Consider the following 14,693-nt stretch of genomic DNA (forward strand, 5'->3'; position numbering starts at 1 on the left):
CTATCGCCCGCCAGTTTGCTCCAGCATGGCGCGAAGGCGCTCCAGCACGATCTCGCATTCGGCCTTGTGCAGGACATCCGTCCCGAACATCCGTTCGCAGCGCAGTCCTTCCAGGACCAGGAATGTGAGGAGCACCGAAGCCTCGTCCGTTTCCGATTTCATCCGATCGAGGATGTCACGGCTGAACGTGCGGATGGGCGCCAAAAGGTCCGGATCCTCCGCCATGGCGGCGAGAATGCCGGAAGGCGGCGGCGTTTTCTTGTGCAGTTCCTCCACCGCCACGGCGAAATATTCCGCCACCAGCGTTCGTCCGCCCGTCTTCGTCCTTTCGTCGAGCGCGGCCTGAAAATCGTCGATATATTGCTGCACCAGTGCCTTGAGCAGGGCGGATTTGGTCGGAAAGTTGTAGAGCAGCCCACCCTTCGAGATGCCGGCGCGGGCGGCCACCGCGTCCAGCGAAAGATGCGCCGAACCCTCCATCTTGGCGAGCTCGGTCGCGGCCTTCAAAATTTTTTGTCTGGTGTTTCTGCCGCTCGCCATCATCAAAATCCCGAGGAGCTGTTGACATTACCGTCCAGACGGTACAGTAAACCCGCGACTTGCACAACGTGCCGCTTGAATATAGGCGGCCAATGGTGTTCACCCTGCAGATTTCCGCAACGGAAACCGCCCCCATGATCAAGCGCTTCATTATTGCCTTTATCCTCGTCGCCGTCATCGCCGGAGGGCTCGTCGGTTACAATCTGTTCCGCGACCGCATGATCGAACAGTATTTCGCGACCATGCCGGTGCCCACGCTGACGGTGTCCACCACCACGGTGGAGCCTTCCACCTGGACGCCCAGCATCGATGCGATCGGCACGATGGGTGCGGCGAACGGGGTGGATCTCACCGTCGAGACCAATGGCATCGTCGAGGAGATCCTGTTCCAGGCGAACAGCCGCGTCCAGGCGGGCGACGTTCTCCTGCGGCTGGACGACGAGGCGCAAAAGGCAGATCTTGCGGCCGCGCAGACCCAGGCGGCACTGGACCAGCAGTCGCTGGAGCGCGCCCGCGCCCTGCAGCAGCGCGGCGTGGGTTCGCAATCGAGCCTCGACGAGGCCGAAGCGGCCGCCGCGGCCTCGGCCGCGCGGGTGCAGAGCCTGCAGGCGGCCTTGAACCAGAAGGTGCTGAGGGCGCCGTTCAGCGGCACCATCGGCATCCCGCGCATCGATCTCGGGCAGTATCTCACGCCGGGAACGAGAGTGGCGACGCTGCAGGACCTCGACACGATGCGGGTGGATTTCACCGTGCCCGAGCAGCGGTTCGAGGAACTCAAGATCGGCCAGCCGATACGGCTCGGGCTCACCGAGGACGACATGCCGTTCACCGGTGAAATCATAGGCATCGATCCCAAGATCGACCCCGCCACCCGGCTCGTCTCGGTGCGCGCGGAAGTCAGCAGGCCCGAAGGCCGGCTCAATCCGGGCCAGTTCGTCCGGGTAAAGGTCGAGCTTCCGGCGGAAGAGAATGTGATCGCCATCCCCCAGACCGCGCTCGTGACGAGTCTTTACGGCGATTATGTCTACCGGCTCCGCCCCGCCGAGGAGGAAGCTGGCGCGCCGGCCGCAGCGAATCAGGGCGAGGGAGGCGAGGCGGCACAAGAAAGCGGCGCCGCGTCCGAGACGTCGGAAGGCCAGGCCGGGAGCGACCAGGTCTTCGTCATCGACCAGGTGTTCGTGACGCCGGGACGCCGCTCCAACAGGTCCGTTGAGATCGAAAAGGGTATCGAGGCCGGCGACGTCGTGGTCAATGCCGGGCAAAACCGTCTCTCCAACGGCGCCCGTGTGAGGATCGACAACAGCGTGCAGCCGACACAGATCGGGAGCAGCAACCGATGAACATTTCGGCGCTCTTCATCCGGCGGCCCGTCCTCTCGACGGTCCTCGGCCTCCTGATCCTGCTTCTGGGCGTGCAGGGGCTGTTCAACCTTTCGGTGCGTGAGTATCCGGAGGTGGAGGAGACGGTCGTCACCGTGACCACGACCTATCCCGGCGCCAGCCCCGAACTCATCCAGGGCTTCATCACGTCACCCATCGCGGCCGCGGTCTCGACCACCGAGAACATCGACTATGTCTCCTCGCAGAGCCGGCCGTCGGCGAGCGTCGTGACCGTGCAGATGAAGCTCGGCTCCGACTCCGACGCGGCCTTGACCGAGGTGATGTCCAAGGTTCAGCAGGTGCGCGGGCAGCTTCCTCCCGAGGCGGAGGACCCGACCATCGTCAAGGGAACGGGCCAGCAGTTCGCGATCATGTATATCGCGCTGCAGAACCCGAACATGACGCCCGAGCAGCTCACCGAATATATCGAGCGCGTCATCCGGCCGCGCGTGTCGACCATCGAAGGCGTCGCCGAGGTCCAGATCATCGGTGCCCAGAACTATGCGATGCGGATCTGGATCGATCCCGTCCGCCTGGCAGCGCGCGGGGTCACCGCGGGCGAGGTGGTGACCGCCGTCAACGCGGCGAACTTCCTCTCCGCGCCGGGCAAGACGAAGAACGAGTATGTCGCCTATCCGATCACGACGGAAACGACCCTCCAGACGGCCGATGCGTTCGCCCAACTGCCGCTCAAGTCCGAGGGGGACGAGGTGGTGCGGCTGCGCGACGTGGCCGATGTGGAGCTTGCCGCCGAAAGCAACGATACGATCGTGACGTTCAACGGTCAGCCGGGCACCTTCATCGGCATCTTCCCGACGCCTGCGGCCAACCCGCTCGACACGGCGGATGCCGTGATCGCGGAGATGCCGGCCATCCAGCAGACGCTGCCCGACGGCATGGCGATGGAAGTGGTCTATGACGCCACGGAGTCCATCAGCGCCTCGATCGAAGAGGTGTTCAAGACCATCGGCGAAGCGGTCGCCATCGTGGTGGTCGTGATCCTCCTGTTCCTCGGCTCCTTCCGCTCGGTTCTCATGCCGATCGTCACCATCCCGCTGTCGCTGATCGGCGTCTGCTTCATGCTTTTCCTGGTGGGCTTCTCCATCAACCTGCTCTCGCTGCTGGCCATGGTGCTCGCCATCGGCCTCGTGGTGGACGACGCGATCGTGGTGGTGGAGAACATCCACCGGCACATGGAAGAGGGGATGACGCCCTTCGAGGCCGCCTTCACCGGCATGAAGGAGATTTCCGGCGCGGTCGTCGCGATGACGATCACACTTGCGGCCGTCTTTGCGCCGCTCGGCTTCACCGGCGGGCTCACGGGCTCGCTCTTCCGCGAGTTCGCCTTCACGCTGGCCGGGGCCGTCATCATCTCGGGCATCGTGGCGCTCACCATCACGCCGATGATGAGCGCGCGCATCCTCAGGGCGGGCACGCACAGCCGGTTCCAGGGCTTCGTCGACCGCACCTTCACGCGGCTCGAGAACCGCTATGAACGGCTGGTCGCCGGCTCGCTCAAATACCGGCCGGTGACGCTGATGATCGTCATCGCGCTGGTGAGCCTTACCGGCTTCCTCTTCTTCAAGACGAACAGCGAGCTTGCTCCGGAGGAGGATATCGGCGCGCTCTTCTCGCTGGTTACCGGGCCGCGCTACGCGACGTCGGAGTACATGGACCTCTACACCACCCAGATGCGGGATCTGACCGATGACCTGCCCGAGCTTCGGGCGGATTTCTCGATCGTCGGCATGGAGGGCGCGACCAACAGCGCGATCGCGCTCTGGGCCTTCAAGGACTGGGCCGACCGGGAACGCTCGCAGCAGGAGATCCAGCAGGACATCCAGCAGCGCATCTCCAAGGTGGCGGGCGTGGAGGCGCTCGTCTTCGCGCCGCCCACACTGCCCGGCACGGGCGGCGGCCTGCCGATCTCCGTGGTGATCCAGTCGACCGGCGATCCGAGCCAGGTCTACGAGATCGCCGAGGAGATCAAGAACAAGGCGCAGGCGAGCGGCCGCTTCATCGTCGTGCAGAACTCGATGGCCTTCGACACACCCGAGGTCACCGTCGCGGTGGACCGCGAGCGCGCGGCCGCGCTGAACATCCCGGCGAGCGAGATCGGCACCACGCTCGGCGCCCTCGTCGGCGGCGGCAAGATCGCCCAGTTCGACCGGGATTCGAACAGCTACGATATCATCACCCAGGTGCCGGAGCGCTTCCGCGCGAACCCGGAGGACCTGGGCGGTTATTTCGTGCGCAGCGCGACGGGGGAAATGGTGCCGCTTTCGGCCGTCGTCACCATCACCACCAATGCGTCGCCGGCTTCGATCGAGCAGTTCAACCAGCTCAACTCGGCCACGATCTCGGCGCTGCCGCTGCCGGGAGTGACCACCGGCACGGGCCTGCAGACCATCGAGGATGTCGCACGCGAGACCCTGCCGGAAGGTTTCTTCATCGACTATTCCGGGCAGTCACGGCTCGAGAAGGAGCAGGGCAACACGATCCTCATCGCCTTCATCCTGGCCGTGATCGTCATCTATCTCGTGCTCGCCGCCCAGTTCGAGAGTTTCCGCGATCCGCTGATCATCATGATGTCGGTGCCGCTATCGATCTTCGGCGCGATCGTGCCGCTCAATCTCGGTCTCGGCACGCTCAACATCTACACGCAGGTGGGCCTGATCACCCTTATCGGCCTGATCACCAAGCACGGCATCCTGCTCGTGGAGTTCGCCAACCAGCAGCGCGAGGCCCATGGCCTTTCCCGCCGGGAAGCGATCGTCGCCTCCGCCAAGGTGCGCCTGCGTCCGATCCTCATGACGACGGCCGCCATGGCGCTCGGTGTCGTGCCGCTCATCCTTGCCGACGGCGCAGGTGCTGCGGCGCGCTACTCGATGGGCCTGGTCATCTTCTCCGGCATCCTGATCGGCACGATGTTCACGCTCTTCGTGGTGCCGATGTTCTACACCTACATTTCGGCCAAGGACATCCATGTCCGCGGCGAGGTGGAGGACGAGCCGGCGCCTGCCCACGGCTGAGGGGCAGGCGTCGGCGGGCTCTTGCTTTCGCCCCCGGTTTCTATGGCCTCGGCAAGGATCAATGCTCCGTGAAGGCGCGGGACATGCTGTCGGCGATCGGCTTCGCAAGGTAATCGAAGAAGGTCCGCTCCGCGGTCTGGATCAGGATCTCGGCCGGCATTCCCGGCGTGGGCGTGAAGCCCCGCACGCGTGCGAGCTCGCTGGCCGGAAGGCGGATACGCGCAAGATAAAACTCCTGCGATGCCGCCTGGTCTCCCTTCAGCGCATCGGCCGACACGTAGAACACGTCGCCCTGCAGCACCGGGGTGGTCCGCTGGTTGAGCGAGACGAGACGCACGGTCGCCTGTTGCCCAATCCGCACGTCGTCGATCTCGTTCCTGGGCACCTGGGCCTCGATGATGAGTGGCGCGTCCACCGGCAGAATCTCCATGATCCCCTTGCCGCTTTCGATCACGCCGCCAGCCGTGTGATAGTTCAAACGCACGACGGTGCCCGTCACCGGCGCGTTGATCGTCGCACGCTGCAGCACGTTCTCGGCCGCGCGCGACTGCTCGCGCACCGAATCGAGTTCCGCCTGGATGCCCTGCAGCTCATCCAGAACGGCTTCACGGTAGGCCATCTCGGTCTGGATGATCTGCTGCCGCTCCTTGTTGATCTGGGAGCGGGTTTCGGCCACTTCCGCGGCAAGGCGGGCGATCTCTCCCGTCGCGTCGGCGATCGCGCGCTGGATGGCCTTGATCTCCGTCTTGCGCATCAGCCCCTTCGCAAGCAGGGTCTCCTTGCCCTCCGCCTCTTCACGCAGCAGCTGCAGCTGGATGACGGTCGCCTCGCGCTGCTTCTCATAGCCCTCCGCGCGGTGGCCCAGCGCCTCGATGTTCTGCTCCAGCAACGCGACCTCGCTCTGCAGCTTCGTCTTCCACGCCTCGAAATTGAGCTGCTGGCCGTTCAGGATCGGCGCGACATCCACGTCCGCCCGGTTGTCCCTGAGGATGGGCGGCAGGCTTATCTCCTCGTCCCCGCGCAATTGGGTGTGCAGGCGGGCCGCCACCGCTTCCAGCCGCACCTGGCGCAGGAAAAGCTCCCGCTCCTTCGCCAGCGCCGCAGTCTCGTCGAGCCGGATCAGCGGCTGGTCGAGTTCGACATGGTCGCCCTCGTTCACCAGGATCTCCTTGATGATTCCGCCTTCCAGATGCTGGATGATCTTGTTCTGTCCCGTGGCCACGAAGCTGCCCTGCGCGATCACGGCGGCCGCGAGCGGCGCAGTGAGCGCCCAGCCGCCGAAGCCGCCGAAGGTGAGGCCGAGCAGGACGAGGCCGATCGTCGTCTGCCTGGTGATCGACCGGGGCACTTCGGCGTACCAGTCGATGTCGTGGACCTTGGCGATGTCGGACATGGGCGTTCCTACTGGATCTGCTGGTGGCCGAAGGCCCCGCTCTCGATGGTGACGCCGCGCTGGGCGAGCGCCTGGAGTACATCCTGGCGCTTGCCGAAGAGGGCCACGGTCCCGTTCACGAGCAGAAGGATCTTGTCCACGCTGTCGAGCAGCGCCGGGCGCTGCGTGATCGTGATCACCGTGATCCGGTTCTCCCTGGCGTGCTGGAGCGCCTTCAGGAGGGCCGCATCCCCGGCGCTGTCGAGATTCGAGTTCGGCTCGTCCAGCACCACCAGGCGCGGGCCGCCGAAGAAGGCGCGGGCAAGCGCGATGCGCTGCTTCTGCCCGCCCGAAAGCGGCGAGCCGTCCGCCGCCACCACCGTTTCATACCCATGCGGCAGGTTGGCGATCATCTCATGCACGTCGGCGAGCTTTGCCGCCTCGTAGATCTGCGCGTCGGTCGCGTCCTCCCGCATGCGGGCGATGTTGGCCTTGATCGTGCCGGGGAAGAGCTGCACGTCCTGCGGCAGGTAGCCGATATTCTCGCCGAACTGCCGCTGGTCCCAGTTGCGCAGGTCCATCAGGTCGAGGCGCACGCTGCCCGAAGTGGGCAGGATCGAGCCCACCAGCATCTTGCCGAGAGTGGTCTTCCCCGCCCCCGAATTGCCGATCACGGCGAGCGAGTCGCCCGGCGCGAGCGCGAAGGAGATGCCGTTGAGCACCACGCGCTTGGTTCCCTGGGGAACGTAGAGCAGCCGCTCCACGTCGAGCCGGCCTTCCGGACGCGGCAGGTTGAGGCGCTCCAGGTTGAGCGGCGAGGATTTCAGCAGTGCCGCGATGCGCTCATAGGAAGACCGGGACTGGCTGTACTGGTTCCACCCCTCGATGGCGCCTTCGATCGGCGCCAGCGCGCGGCCGGCGATGATGGAGGCGGCAATCACCATGCCGCCGGTGATCTCACCCTCGATCGCCAGATAGGCGCCCCAGCCGAGCATCCCCACCTGGGTGAGGAGCCGCGAGCCCTTGGAGAGTGCCGCGAAGACGATGTTGCGGTCCTGCGCGATCACCTGCGCCTTGAGCGAACCGGCCGTGTCCTTGCCCCAGATCTGCACCGCCTCGGGGATCATGGCCAGCGCGTTGATGATCTGCGAGTTGCGCGACATGGATTCCAGATGCAGGTTTGCCTTCACCTGCGCGGTGTTCGCCTCGCTGAAGGGCTTGGCCGTGGCGCGCTGGTTGAGCAGCGTGAAGGCCAGGAGAAGCAGGCCCGTGAGCACGACGATGAAGCCCAGATGCGGATGGATCAGGAACACCGCGAGCACGAAGAGCGGCGCGATGGGTGCATCGAGGAAGGCGAGCAGGGTGCGCGAGACGAGGAAGGTGCGCACCTGCTGCAGGTCGCCCAGCGTCTGGTATTCGCGCCCGTTGCTGTAAAGCGAGGCGCGCGCGGCGGCGCTCAGGATGGGCGAGCCGAGCTGGGCGGCGAATTCGACGGCGGTGCGCATCAGGATGAAGCGCCTGATGGCATCGAACGCGGCCTGCATGATGACGGCGCCGACGATCACCACCGTCAGCATCACCAGCGTGTCCAGCGAACGGCTGGTCAGGATGCGGTCCGAGATCTGAAAGAGATAGACCGGGATCGCCAGCACCAGGACGTTGCTCGCGACGGTGAAGACCATCACGATGGCGAGGTTCCTGCGGACGGCGGTGAGGCCTGCCTTCAGGCATGCGGCGAAGTCGATCGGACCGAGCCGCTTGTGAAAGACGCCGTCACCACCGCCCGCCGGCGTGGCGGTCCCCGGTCCTCCACCGTCCCGAGCCGCCGGACTGTCGGGAGCCTGTTTCCTGGCCTCTATCGGACGCCTGTCCCCATCGATGGAAACCATGCCCTCCGGCCGGCCCGCTCCCCTGAATTCCGCCTTTGGTTTCTCCTCCACGAGGACGTCCTGCTGCCGGGAGGCGCTGCTTTCGGCGGTTTCCTGCCGCCGGTTCTGCGGAGCAGGCTCCTCGCGCCGAGGCGCGTCCGGATCCCGTCGCACGGCCTGTTCCTGCGCGTTCCCCCTCTCCCTTGTGCGGGAAACCCGTGGAGCCGTGCCGGCCTGTGCCGCCGCCCGTTCCTTCTCGACGGTGCTGAAGACCTCGCGCACCATCCGGTCGATCAAGGCGTTCGTCCGCTCGAGGCGCTCCCTTTCGGGGGACAAGGGGTGGGAAAGCCGGTCATGTCCCGCGGAAAATCCATCGCCTGCCGTCGGCGGGCGCGAGAACCCCCCGTGCTCCTGCCATTTCCGGGTCGGATTGGGTGAAAGGCTGCTTTCGGACATGTTGCTCTCGACGGTCATCCGAGCATCGTCTGCACGCCATCCGAGTGCAGGTAGTCGGTTTCGCCCTGGTGGTTGGGGGCGTGCTGCGCCTCGCCGGCCCCCGCCATCTCGTCATCGAGGAAGGCGATGGCCTCGTTGACGAGGACGTCGGGATCCTGGGCGCCGAGATCGGGGTCGGTGGAGATGAACTCCGCCTGGATCAGCAGGTCGGTCGAATACTGTCCTCCGCCGACATAGGTCTTGCCGACGGAATCGAGATCCATGATCGCCGCGTTGTTGGCGAGCGTATTGCCCCCCGTGGTGACGGACCAGGACGCACCCGGATAGGCGTCCTCGGCGTTCATCGCGAGGGCGAGCTGGTCGCTGTCGCCCAGTATGTTCGTCTGCTTGACATATTGGAGGTTCAGCAGGTCGCCCTTGATATAGAGCACTCGCAGCCCGCCATATCCGCCAAACGCGCTGTCGGAAAGGACGCCGTCGCTCAGATAGTCCTCGCCTGCGGCGAGCTTCTCGGCCGTTTCCCGATAGGCATCCGGCACGGTCTCGAAACGGTCGGATCCGCCGACATTGTAGATATGGGCCTGGTTCCACAGCAGGTTTCCGGAGGTGGAAACCGCGCCTTCGCCGGTGGTCTCGAAACCCGCGGCGGCGCCGACGAGATCGCTGTCGCAAAGAAGGTTGAGCTGCTGGATGATGCTCGCATCATAGACATTGCCGCCGATGATGATGAGGTCGTAGCCGAAGCCGATCTGCTCGAGGGAGATGTCGTTGTAGGCTTGATTGTCGCCGGAATAGACGCGGCTTGAGACGCCCGACGAGGAGATGATCCCGATATCGTTGTCGGTGATGAATGCGAGCTGCTGGAGCCAGCTCATGATCATGAGATCGCCGTCTATCTCGGTCACGCTCCAGTGCCGCGGGAAGAAGGGTTCCTCATCCGGCGCGGCCGCTTCCTCTCCGAAGTCGTCGAACCGCTCGAAGGAGGCGATGTTGAAAGCCTGCGTCGGGTCGGACTGCCTGATCCAGTCGCCCACGGCGGAGGTGACGTAGTCGCTGTCGCACCAGGCGTTGATCTGGATGATCGCATTGATCTCCATATGCTCGCCCATGACGGCCGTCACGGGTGCTGCCGCCCAGTAGCTCTTCAGGATCGCATTGTTGACCAGCGTGTTGCCGCCGGTCTCGATGGATACCGAGACGTCGATCTCGACGCCGTTCTCCGTCAGCTTCGCGTTACCCTGGCTGTCGCCAGTCTCCTCGTCGAAGCTGTGGTGGTCTTCGAATTTGGGGAGATCGCCGTCCACCTTCTCGCCATTGACGAACTTGCCTACGATCACATCCGATTTCACCACATTGGCATGGTCCTGCTCGCCTGCGGGAACGGCATCCAGGAGCTTGGCGGCGTCCTTCACGAAGGCGACCACCTCTTCGGCAGATCCGGGCATCTCCAGCCCTTCGAGCGGCATGAACTGGGCCGCCTTGGCGGCGAGATCGAGAAGCTGTGTGTCGTCCACGGGATCGGGCGCGAAGATCAGGCCGTGGCCGCCAACGCTGAAATAGTCGTTGTCGGAGAGCTTGATGCCCTGATGAACGTAGTTCGCGACTGACCCGACCGGCTCCACCTCCGGCATCTCGATCCGGTAGGATGTCGCGTGAGCAGTGTTCACGAAGGAGAAACTGACCGGAGAGGCGGTCTCATAAAACCCGTTCACCGGAATTTCGGGGCGGGCGAATTCGAGATTGAGCCAGGGATAGATGGCGATGATCGTCTGGGGCAATGCCTGATAAGCAAGCTTCGGATCGTAGCCGAGGAGCTGATAGGGAGCCTCGAAGGGCACGTCGGCTGCGGGCAGGTCGGAGAGATCGGGTGCTGCCGCCTTCTTGGCGTGGAAGTTCTCGTAACCGTCCCTCAGGCGTGCTTCCTCGACGGTGAGATCGAAAAGGCCGATGAAGTGGGCAATGGCTTCCGTGATCCGATCCATCTGCATCGGTGAACCTCCTCGCTATATCGGCCGACCTCCTTCAGGTCGTTAGAGGCTGCTAAGACTGCGCGGGCGTCCCGCGCAGTCCCAGTTTCATCGGCTTTGCCGCGGCAAAGCCGATGAAACGCCCCCACCCCATGGGTGACCTGTCAGGTGGTCGCGTCGTCGAAGTCCTCGCCGGCGACGGAGCTCGTGAGATTTCCGCCGACGACGGTCATGTCGACCGCGTTCTGCTGCAGGTTCGCACCCATGACGATTTCCTGGTTGAAGGCACTTGTGCTGACGGCCGAGTCGGCGGTCGCGGTGCTGTGGCCGTAGACATAGCCGTCGTCGCCATTGCCGGTGCCCCAGCTTCCGCCGGCACCGCCAGCGCCGCCGGCGCCCGTGTAGGCCGTGCCGCCCATGCCGCCTGCGCCGCCCCCGCCGGCCGATGCCCAGCCGCCGAGGCCGTCACCGCCGTCGCCGGAAACCCAGGCGCCGCTCAGCGCGTCGCCGCCGGTGCCGCCGCCGGCCGTGGCCGCGCCGCCGATCGCGTCGCCGACCGTGGCGTCACCGCTGGTGGCCGCACCGCCAACGCCGCTGCCGCCCACGCCGCCCGCGCCGCCGGTCCCGGTGCCGCTTCCGGTGCCGGCACCATCACCGGCGCCCGATCCGGTGGCCGCGCCGCCGGCTCCACCGGCACCGCCAGGGCCGGAGCCGCCGCCGGCACCACCGCCGCCGCCCGACGTTCCGCCACCGGCGCCGCCGGTGTTGATCCCGCCATTGCCGGCCGTATCCGTTGCGTCGCCGACGTTGAAGAGCGAGAGCGACGGGTCGTTGGCGCTTATGCCGTCACTGCCCGTGGCGTCCCCGCCGTTCGCATTGCCGGTGTCGCCGCCATTGGCGTCGCCGCTCGATCCGCCGCTGCCGCCGTTGCCGCCGTCGCTGTCGCCGCCGTCATCGCCGTCACCGGCGAATGCCGCGCCGACACCCAGGCCAAGACCGAGCCCGAAGCCCGCGCCAAGGCCCACGCCGCCGTCGCCGCCGCGGGCGCCGTCGCCCCGGCCGCCGTCGGCTCGGCCGCTGTCAGCGGTGCCGCCATCGCCGTTGCCGCCAACCGCTACACCGCCCGCGGCCGCGCCGCCGGTCGCGCCGCTGCTTGCCGCGCCGCTGCCGTTGCCGCCCGTGCCGCCGGCGCTGAGCGCTACGCCGCCATGGCCGCCATTGCCGCCGTCGGCATCGGCATCCGAGCCGCCGTCACCGCCGCCGCCGCCGGCCGCAATGCCGTCATCGGCCTTGGCGAAACCGCCATCGGACTCGATGAGCTGCTCGAAGGTACCGTCGTTCTTGACCTCGGCTTCGTAGAGCTTGTCGTCGTCGGAGATGTTGTTGACCTGGTTGATCACATTGCCGACGTCGTTGCCCGCGCCTGTCAGCGCGTCATTGAGGATGTCCTCGAAATTGATGTTGAACATGCCCTCGATGTTGTTGTCGTTGCCGTTCATGTCGATGTCGGCGAAATCGTCATCCGAAGGCTCATAGCCGGTCAGGTCGAGCCCGACATTGACGGCTACGGTCGTGTTGCTGTTGGTGTTGCTGGTGACCGTGTTGTCGTTGGTCGTGGCGCTCAGGTTGCCGTTGAAGTTGCCGTTGAGATTGCCGTTCCCGTTCAGGTTCGTGTTCTCACCGACGCTGCTGGCGTTGCTGCCCGCATTGCTTCCTGAGTTGCTGCCGGCATTGCTTCCAGCATTGCTGCCGGAATTGCTTCCGGCATTGCTGCCAGCGTTGCTACCGGCATTGCTTCCGGTGTTGCTGGTATTGGTATTTTCGTTGGTGTTCGACTGCGATTGCTGCTGTTGCTGCTGCTCGCGTTGCTGCTGCTGCTGTTGCTGCTCCTGCGAGGGGTCGAACAAACCGAACAGGTGGTTGTTGGGGTTACTCATCGTGTCGTGTCCTCGATCCAAGGCCGCGACAGCTTGACCACCATTCATCTCCTTAGCGGTCTTCGCCGTGCGGGCTGTTGATTGTGATCACTCGAGGCGGCCGGGCGCGCATCGACGCGGCGGAACGCCGTTTCCTTGTGGTTTTCTCTCTGGTGATCCTCCAGCTTCATCCGGGGGCGGGCGCGCCGTCGACGCCTCGATTGCGTGGAGGGCCGGCGGCGCGATTCGCTTTCCCCATCTGACGGCGGAAGTGTCTCGCTGCCCGCGCATGGAAAGAAGACGGCAGTTCGGCCTAGCGATGCCCAAAAAGGAGGCTGGATGGCTTAATTTCGCGCCATCGAGGCAGATCGCCTCACCAAGATCGGACGCTTCCGCAACTGCAATACAGCCATTGTGCCTGCCCGAAAGGCTCGTCTCCTACTCCGTTCGATGGATTTCACACCGGTTTCGATCGGCTACACTCGGCTCGATCCGATCAAAACGGTTTGTGCGGGGAAAGAAAGCAGGCGCCGATGCCCAAGCTCCAGGACATTCTTCTCCTCGTGGGGCAGCTCAACTACACCTGGACCAACACCGAGAGCCTGCTCATCTATCTGATCGCGGGCCTCGCGCGGGTGGACAAGGAGACCGCGATCGTGATCTTCCTGACGTTGAACACCACGCGCGCGCGAATCGATCTCGTCGAACGCCTGGCCAAGATGCAGAAGACCCCGCCCGCCTGCCGGTCGGAGATCCTCGCGGTCACGCAGCAACTTTCGAAGCAGGCGGGGCTGCGCAACAAGTTCAACCACTGCATCTATTCGTTCGACCCGGAAAGCGGGCGGGGCATCACCCAGCTCATGCGCATTTTCGAAAGCCGGGACGAGATCAAATACGGGAAGGTGGAGAGCCTCGACGATATGGAGGTCGAGCGGATCAGGAGAAGCATCTCCTCGCTCATAGAGATCAACAAGACCATCTGGGCGATCGCCCGGAAACACGATTTTCCGGTCTCCTGATCGCGCCGTATCGGCCGGGAGGCCCCTGTCAGCCTTCGGATGGCGGCCCGTCGTCGTCGACGCGCTGGGCCACGCCCTCGGGATCGAGCGGTTCGCCGGCAAGGACGAGCTCGGCCGACTTGAGCGCGCCGGCGATCAGGCGCAGCATCGGTTCGGGCCCGAGCATCTCGATCGGCATGCCCATCTGCCCCTTGCCGGGGCTGCGCGGCGGCCACACCTTGAGCCCGAAATAGCGCGCCGCCTTGCGGTCGATGTCGCCCCAGTACTGGACGACGACCGTGTCGACCGCCACCTTCGCGAGCTTGCCGAGATCGCCGATGTCGAGCCGCGGCTTCCTTTCCGGGCGCTGGGCCAGCACCACCGCGTCCCAGGGATGGGAGAAGACCACGTCGGGGCTCTGGAACACCACCACCTGCGCCCCCGCCTCCCTGAGGCCGCGCTGGAGATTGTAGGCCAGCGGGTTGTCGCAGATGAGCGCGATGACCGCCCGGTCGACCGCCATGCCCGCCGTCTCGAACATCTTCAGGCACAGGGCGGGCTGGAACTCGGCCCCGCCGATCAGCGGATGGGACTGGTTGACGGCCGCAACCGGGATCTCGTGCTCCCGGCACGCATCCATGTCGAGATCGTCGTCGAGCACCATCCACGCCTCGCGCAGGGTCGCGATGGCGGAATGGGGCGGCAGCCGCTCGACAATGGAGCGCGTGATGGGGCGGATCGGCTCGCTGTTGAGAAGGATGTTGGTGCTGCTGCAGGTCTGGTGGTCGATGCGGTCGCGCATGGCGAGGCCCTGGTCGACCCGGGCGAGCGCGGCCAGCGAATGGGTGACGTCAGCCGCCTCCTGGGCGGAATAGTAGCGGTTGGACGGGCGCGTGACGGCCGTCACGCTTGACGCTCCGCCCAGCAGCGCGATGGTCGCGGCGGCGGCCATATAGCCGCTGGCCGCCGGCACGACCACATTGAGACCCGCAAGATTGAGGCCGAAGCTCTCGGTCATTCGATGGATGAGCGACAGCATCAGGGGCATGTCCGTCTGCGAAATCGCTCGCTGCGAGCTGCTTGCGTGCCACATCACCCACTCGCGCCCGGTTTGCCGACACTCATATCCGTTCGCTCCTGCTCTGCTCTTCGTGGTCGCATGCGG

The 14,693-nt window shown here is 65.3% G+C and carries 9 protein-coding genes; 3 read left to right on the forward strand and 6 right to left on the reverse strand.

All coding sequences use genetic code 11. The features are described from left to right. The gene (locus tag PVE73_RS05770) at positions 1-540 is read right to left on the reverse strand and encodes a TetR/AcrR family transcriptional regulator (RefSeq protein ID WP_277366031.1); all 540 of its coding nucleotides are present in this window, start codon (positions 538-540) and stop codon (positions 1-3) included. 134 nt (positions 541-674) lie between these two features. Between PVE73_RS05770 and PVE73_RS05775 the strand changes: the two genes are divergently transcribed. Both PVE73_RS05775 and PVE73_RS05780 read left to right on the forward strand, forming a co-directional pair. Continuing rightward, the gene (locus PVE73_RS05775; protein WP_277366032.1) at positions 675-1,880 is read left to right on the forward strand and encodes an efflux RND transporter periplasmic adaptor subunit; all 1,206 of its coding nucleotides are present in this window, start codon (positions 675-677) and stop codon (positions 1,878-1,880) included. Then, the gene (locus PVE73_RS05780; protein WP_277366033.1) at positions 1,877-4,951 is read left to right on the forward strand and encodes an efflux RND transporter permease subunit; all 3,075 of its coding nucleotides are present in this window, start codon (positions 1,877-1,879) and stop codon (positions 4,949-4,951) included. The genes PVE73_RS05775 and PVE73_RS05780 overlap by 4 nt, the downstream gene beginning before the upstream one ends. Positions 4,952-5,009: 58 nt before the next feature. Here PVE73_RS05780 and PVE73_RS05785 read toward each other — a convergent pair whose 3' ends face one another. From PVE73_RS05785 to PVE73_RS05800, 4 genes are all read right to left on the reverse strand, one after another. Beyond that, on the reverse strand, positions 5,010-6,344 hold the full coding sequence (locus tag PVE73_RS05785; RefSeq protein ID WP_277366034.1) for an HlyD family type I secretion periplasmic adaptor subunit: 1,335 nt from the start codon (positions 6,342-6,344) through the stop codon (positions 5,010-5,012). An 8-nt stretch (positions 6,345-6,352) separates the two neighbouring features. Continuing rightward, on the reverse strand, positions 6,353-8,647 hold the full coding sequence (locus tag PVE73_RS05790; protein WP_277366035.1) for a type I secretion system permease/ATPase: 2,295 nt from the start codon (positions 8,645-8,647) through the stop codon (positions 6,353-6,355). 14 nt (positions 8,648-8,661) lie between these two features. After that, positions 8,662-10,635, reverse strand: a complete 1,974-nt coding sequence (locus PVE73_RS05795) for a hypothetical protein (protein ID WP_277366036.1) — start codon at positions 10,633-10,635, stop codon at positions 8,662-8,664. Positions 10,636-10,778: 143 nt separating this feature from the next. After that, positions 10,779-12,551, reverse strand: coding sequence for a hypothetical protein (locus PVE73_RS05800; RefSeq protein WP_277366037.1), 1,773 nt, complete (start codon positions 12,549-12,551; stop codon positions 10,779-10,781). 512 nt (positions 12,552-13,063) lie between these two features. On the opposite strand from PVE73_RS05800, the gene PVE73_RS05805 reads away from it, so the two are divergent. Continuing rightward, entirely contained in the window at positions 13,064-13,549 is a 486-nt protein-coding gene (locus tag PVE73_RS05805; RefSeq protein WP_277366038.1) for a hypothetical protein, read from the forward strand. Positions 13,550-13,577: 28 nt separating this feature from the next. Here the strand turns inward: PVE73_RS05805 and PVE73_RS05810 are convergent, their stop codons facing one another. Continuing rightward, a complete protein-coding gene (locus tag PVE73_RS05810) occupies positions 13,578-14,576 on the reverse strand; it encodes a hypothetical protein (protein ID WP_277366039.1) in 999 nt (332 codons plus the stop codon). Between the last annotated feature and the right edge of the window lie 117 nt (positions 14,577-14,693).

The sequence above is a fragment of the Chelativorans sp. AA-79 genome (assembly GCF_029457495.1).
In the GTDB taxonomy this organism is placed as follows: domain Bacteria; phylum Pseudomonadota; class Alphaproteobacteria; order Rhizobiales; family Rhizobiaceae; genus Chelativorans.